The organism is uncultured Paraglaciecola sp., from assembly GCF_913058035.1.
Lineage (GTDB): Bacteria > Pseudomonadota > Gammaproteobacteria > Enterobacterales > Alteromonadaceae > Paraglaciecola.
Window position 1 is genome coordinate 1 of record NZ_CAJXPA010000221.1, and the last position, 5767, is coordinate 5767.

The following is a 5767-nucleotide window of genomic DNA, read 5'->3' on the forward strand; positions in this document are numbered from 1 at the left end:
AATAACTGGAACCCTTTTACAAGTGGGCGGCATAAATATGGCACTAAATTTCTTGTTTAATGTAACTGGCGGCGATGCTGCAGCACTATATGGTGGAATAGGTTCAACGATTGGTGTGATTATGAATTTTACTGGTTACAACGGCGGTTTTAATGCTGCTTTTGCAAGTGATGTAGAGAACGCGTCATCAGACACATTCGCAGTTGAAGTTTCCACTCCTAATTCATTGTCAATTTTCTTAATCGGTTTCATTGCATTAGGGTTACGTAAAAAAATTCGTAGGTAATCTACTCTAGTCACCCCGTTCACGCACTTAGGGTGCTTAAGTAACCTAAGTGCTCTTCAAATTTGAGAGGAAGATTATATCCATGAACTTTTTGAAATCAGCTTTTGCAATAACTCGAAAAAAATCAATTTTATTGTTGATAACGTGTTTATTTGCTGCCACCACTAATGCAATGCTAATTGGTGTTACTGTTCAAAGTCCCCAATTTGTATTTAATAAAAATGTAACATCCACCCAATCGACGATTTACAACGCTGCTACTGATTTATTTAAAGTCACTGCGCGTCCGGATTCTTTTAAAAATATCAGTGGACCACCATCGCAAGTCACCGTTAGTACTGGCGGGCTTCAAGAACTGACAATCAATATAGAAGTTGATTCAAACGGTAACTTAGTGGGCGGAATAGCTGAAGATGATCTTGTTTTAATCGGTGCAGTTAGTAACGGCGCTGTTGTTGGTGATGGTGTATTGCTAACGGCTGAAGTGACTAGCTTTGGGTATGCTTTCGGAGGCGTCGTTGCAAATTTCGATATGACCTTTACTATCACCGGTGGTCAGTTAGCTGGCGATTACCCTAACGGCGTAGTGAGTCTAAAATACGCGTCTGAAAATTCTAATTTCATTAACTTCGAAACAAGCTTTAGTGGTGATGCAAAAGGTAACTTAGGAAAAACGCCTCTTCCTGTGCCGGATATCGCTATTTGTACTTTAGTCAGTATTGATAACGTCAACTTCTTTGATGCCGACAATATCAACGCTGATAGCTGTGATATTTACCCTCAAACTATTCCTTCAGGTGTCGTTGGCAATGTTGATGCTTATTATCAATATGTAGTTACCAATACGGGTCCTGAAACATTAACCAACGTTAATATTGACGATCCCACGCTTATGATTGCGGCCGTCTCTGTTCCTGGTGGCGATATGGCACCTGGTGAGGTGCGTATTATCAATCAAAATGATCTTGGTTATTCGAAACTCTTCTTCCCCAATCGCTGCGAGGATACTTTAGGTTTAAAAACAAACCTCGCCACCGTTATGGGAACAGGTGTAGTTAGCAATGTTGACGTGAGTGACGATGATCCCGCTAATGTGCAATGCAACGCTACGCCAGAAATCGATATCCGTAAGGAAGTCAGCGTAGACGGTGGTCCATTCTTGGACGCTAATTCTGTTGCATCAGCCGCATTTGCTAATCTAATGTCGAGTGCAGAGTATCGTTTAATTGTGATAAATACAGGTAACGAAGATTTAGTCAATGTGTCGATTACCGATACAACACTAGGAATTATCAGTGCTGACATTGCTGCATTGAATTCGGGTGAGTTTGTGACTATCTCAAGCGGTGACTTCGGTTTCTCTGCTCTTTATGTGTCTGAAATATGTGATTCAACCGGTACTAAGTTGAACGTTGCAGACGTGGAAGCAAGCGGTAAATTTTCTAATGTCATGGTTGACGATTCTGACCCTGCAAACGTAGTCTGCGGTGATCCTAAAATACGCTTACTTAAGCGAGTGAGTATTGATGGCACAAATTTCTTTGATGCTGATCAAGCTAGTGACGCGGATGTACCAGTGGGTTTAGTAGGCCAAACAGATGCAGTCTATCGCCTAATAGTAGAAAACATCGGTACTGAAATTCTGAATAATGTTGAGATAGATGACTCAACATTAGGCATAAACCAAATGATTACTAATTTGATGGTAGGTGAAACGCGTGTTATCAAATCGGGTGATACTGGTTTTGCAAATTTAGAGGTTCTGAATTTATGTGAAAACACAGGCAATAAATATAATATTGCTAAAGTGATTGCAACAGGTCAAGACAGCAACACTGCCGTAGGGGATGAAAATCCTGCTAACGTTCGTTGTATTGAAGGGCCAGAGATTGAACTACTTAAACAAGTAAGTTTGACTGGTCACGCGCCATTTTTCGATGCTGATACCGTTGCTGATGCGGTAAATGGTTTAATAGGTAACGACGCGACTTACCGTTTGATTGTACGCAATATCGGAGACGAAAGTTTATCCGACATTGTTATAAATGACGCTACGCTTGGCATTACTGATTTCACATTAGCCGGTCTAACTATGGCTCCAGGTGAAGAAGTAACGATAGATGCTGGTAATACTTTTTACACTATTCCAGAGCTGTTTAAGGACAATAGATGTGATTCTATCGGCAACAAACGCAATATCGCTTCGGTAAATGCAGAAGGTATCATTTCAGGATTGCCTGTTGAAGACAACAACGAAGCGAATGTGAACTGTGCACAAGTTGAAGTATGTAGTTTATCCCTTAATCAACAGTGTGCCATTGTTGATGTTCCAGAGTCTGATAACTTGCTTTGTGAGGCTAAAATTAAAGCGACTACCTTGAGATATACTGGACCTAGCATTTTGGGTGCAACAGTTGTGTTTGAAGGTAAAAATGGTGGTTCGGCTACTTATACAAATGTTGACCTTATATCTGGTGTAACAATCTTAACTTCTCCTTCTCAAAATGGTTATACTATTGACGGAAATTCAGACTTAGGGTCAAAAACCAACATAACCATTAACAATGTGTTGGAAATCATCCATACCAGTTGCTCAGCTGTTTATTATGCTGGTCGTCCAGCTCCATTAGATGGCAACACGCCTAACCCAGTCAACAGCGATAAAGGTGACCCATCACCAAATTGGTTTGTGGTTAACTTTGAAGATAAAGAGGGTGGTTATGTAAGTGAGGGTCCTGGAACACCTGGTGTGTTCAGTGAAAGCTGCTCAGCTATCTCTCACTCTGCTGTTGATGTTCTTCACCAATACACCGTTACCAACACAGGTAGTACTTCTATTGACTTGACCAGTATATTTGATAGCAATCTAGGTAATGTTTTGGATGTTATTCCTACGCAGCTTGCGGCAGGTGAAAATTACAGCGTTCAAGCTACTTCGTCAGTATTTGGTACATTAACGCAATCATCATTTGCTACGGCTAATATTTCTGGTAACGATTTGAACAGTTGTGACGCCAGCGATTCTATCGATATTTCGGTAGTGCCGCCACAGGAGCCGATCAGTTGTAAGGACATCAAAGATATTACAAGTATGTCGATGATCTGGAACGGTCCTGATGGTGTGGATATTGAAACGGCCACTGGTCAAATGTTTACTGGTGTAAACAATGGCAACCAGATTACGTTTAATGTCTTAGATAGAGGCAATGACACTGACTTATATATTAGTGGCGCGGTAGTCGGTACATCTAGATTTCACAAGAGTTGTTCTGATAAAGAAATGGCAGGCAACGAAGATTGTGGAATGGCACAAGGTAATGGTAAAGATAACGAATCAGATTTACTGAACCTATTCTTACTTGATGGATTGATTGGTGAAAAAGGTAGTTTTGCATGTAACGTTGGCAATACTGGTGTTGTCCTTGGTGTAGGCGGCAACACCGGCGGTGGCGACACAGGCGGTGGTAAGGGCGGTAAAGACAAAGGTAAACACAAGAGCAAAGATAAGCACAAGAGCAAAGATAAGCACAAGAGCAAAGATAAGCACAAGAGCAAAGATAAGCACAAGAGCAAAAGCAAAGGTAAGCACAAGGGCAAAAGCAAAGGTAAGAAAAAATAACAGGCATAACGATTTTTTATTCCAACATTGTTATGTTTGATGATCAGTTAGCTTTTAATATTGATGCCGTTTATCTTTAGTTAAAAACTTTAATGCAAAGCTCCGCTATTTAGCGGAGCTTTTTTTTGTCCATAAAAGTTGGCAAACTCGACACACCGAAAGACGTTTTTATTTACCTGAACAGGGAAAAAAATCTGAATACTAAGTGAATTTACAGCTAATGATATTGCGTAAAGGGAGCCATAGGAAGTGTATAATAACAGTGTGAGAGATAGGTAAGCTTGCAAGCTAGCGCACAATCCATAATTAACTGAACACTTGCGTGTTTAAGGCTGTAATAGCCTTCAGGGACCCATCATGGGGTATAAAATAAAGTTAGTGTCGTTTGTAATTTTACAGTTCACAGCTTACTTATGCATAGCTTCGTTAATTAAGTTGTAAAGTAGCTTAATAGATTCAGATACCGAAGTTAAGACTGTAATTATTAAACTTAATGATGGAAAAGAACAAATACTAACGTCTGTCATTAATAAAACACCTGGGTGGACGGCAACTTTTGTATTTTTTCGCGCCTAAAATATGAGTTGAAATGCTCATCGGCAATCAGAATGATACAAACCATAAAGCTTAAACTTATCGGTGCGCTGACGAAAGTATTAAGTGGTTAAGTTGTTCTTTAAAATGAGACTTAACCAAAAAATTTAATTTACCTTACAATATGACAAACTTTGGGTTCTGTTATGCGAATACAATAAGGTTATATCTTCATATGATTTTGCTACTTTAAAATAGATAATATTGATGAAAAGTTGTCAGTCCAATAAATGGACTCTCTCACAATAAGAGGCTCCCATTGATGTTTTTCTAAAAATTCTGTACTTGGCAGATCTGAACTTGAGCGCGCCATAATAACCCATTCAGATGATGATAATAAATATATAGAATAATCACGATCCGATGCTTCTGTCGTTTTACGATATGCTTTCAAATTATATTTTTCGACAAACTTTGCAAGCACTGGTTTTAGGTTTAAATGACGATTGGTAATATTAAATGCAAGGATACCGTTATCTTTAAGTTTGCTAAGATAAAGTTGGAAGGCTTCATCTGTGAGTAAATGAATAGGTAATGAATCTGATGAATAAGCATCCAGGAACATAATCCCATAACGTTTGTCTTGTACCTCTTGTAACTTAAGTCGCGCATCCCCTAATATGACATTTTTTTGCCCCTCACAGTCGCGTAGATAAGTAAAATATCGTTCGTCCTGCGCAATATCAATAACGATCGGATCAATTTCATAAAGATCTATCTCTTGATTATTTGATGCAAAACAAGTCAAAGTACCCACACCTAGGCCTGTAACAGCAATGGGATCTTGCTTTTTAGATAATGGTAATACATCTTTGAACTCTGTTAAGAGATGATGATAATAAGTACCTGGTCTGAGTGCGTATCGAGGATCCTTAAATTGCCCACCATGAAAAGTAGTGCCGTGATAATATTTGTAAGCATTATGTTCTGGGTCATAAGTCACTTCACTGATCCCAAAGAAATTTCTGGCTTTAAAGACTGTTTCGGGCTTGTTTTTTTGCATCACTAAGGCTTGTTCTTGGGTTCTTGTTAAGTTCATGTATATTGAATAAGTAGGGTCTACAAGCAAAAATGCAATCACAATCAATAAACTACGTTGAATAGATTGATTAGTATAAAATACAATAATCATCAATATTTGAACGGTTGCTAGGCTAAGCTCCTTATCAGTGTCAAGTTGAAACCAACCAAGCATAAGCAATAATATTAATATGACACCAAATAGACAATTTTTTAAAAGTGTTTTTGTATTGAAAATACTCTTTAAG

General features: G+C 38.8%; 3 protein-coding genes. 2 read left to right on the forward strand and 1 reads right to left on the reverse strand.

The features are described from left to right. Both QZ562_RS18850 and QZ562_RS18855 read left to right on the forward strand, forming a co-directional pair. The coding region (locus QZ562_RS18850; protein ID WP_293763666.1) for a hypothetical protein at window positions 1-286 on the forward strand (286 nt) is incomplete at its 5' end. Window positions 287-368: 82 nt separating this feature from the next. Next, entirely contained in the window at window positions 369-3905 is a 3537-nt protein-coding gene (locus tag QZ562_RS18855) for a hypothetical protein (RefSeq protein WP_293763669.1), read from the forward strand. A gap of 778 nt (window positions 3906-4683) precedes the next feature. Here the strand turns inward: QZ562_RS18855 and QZ562_RS18860 are convergent. Next, on the reverse strand, window positions 4684-5767 hold a 1084-nt coding region (locus QZ562_RS18860), incomplete at its 5' end, for a fused MFS/spermidine synthase (protein ID WP_293763672.1).

Bases quoted from the DNA above. Each gene is read 5' to 3' on its own strand.
- QZ562_RS18855 (WP_293763669.1), top strand. From the start codon at position 369: ATGAACTTTTTGAAATCAGCTTTTGCAATAACTCGAAAAAAATCAATT.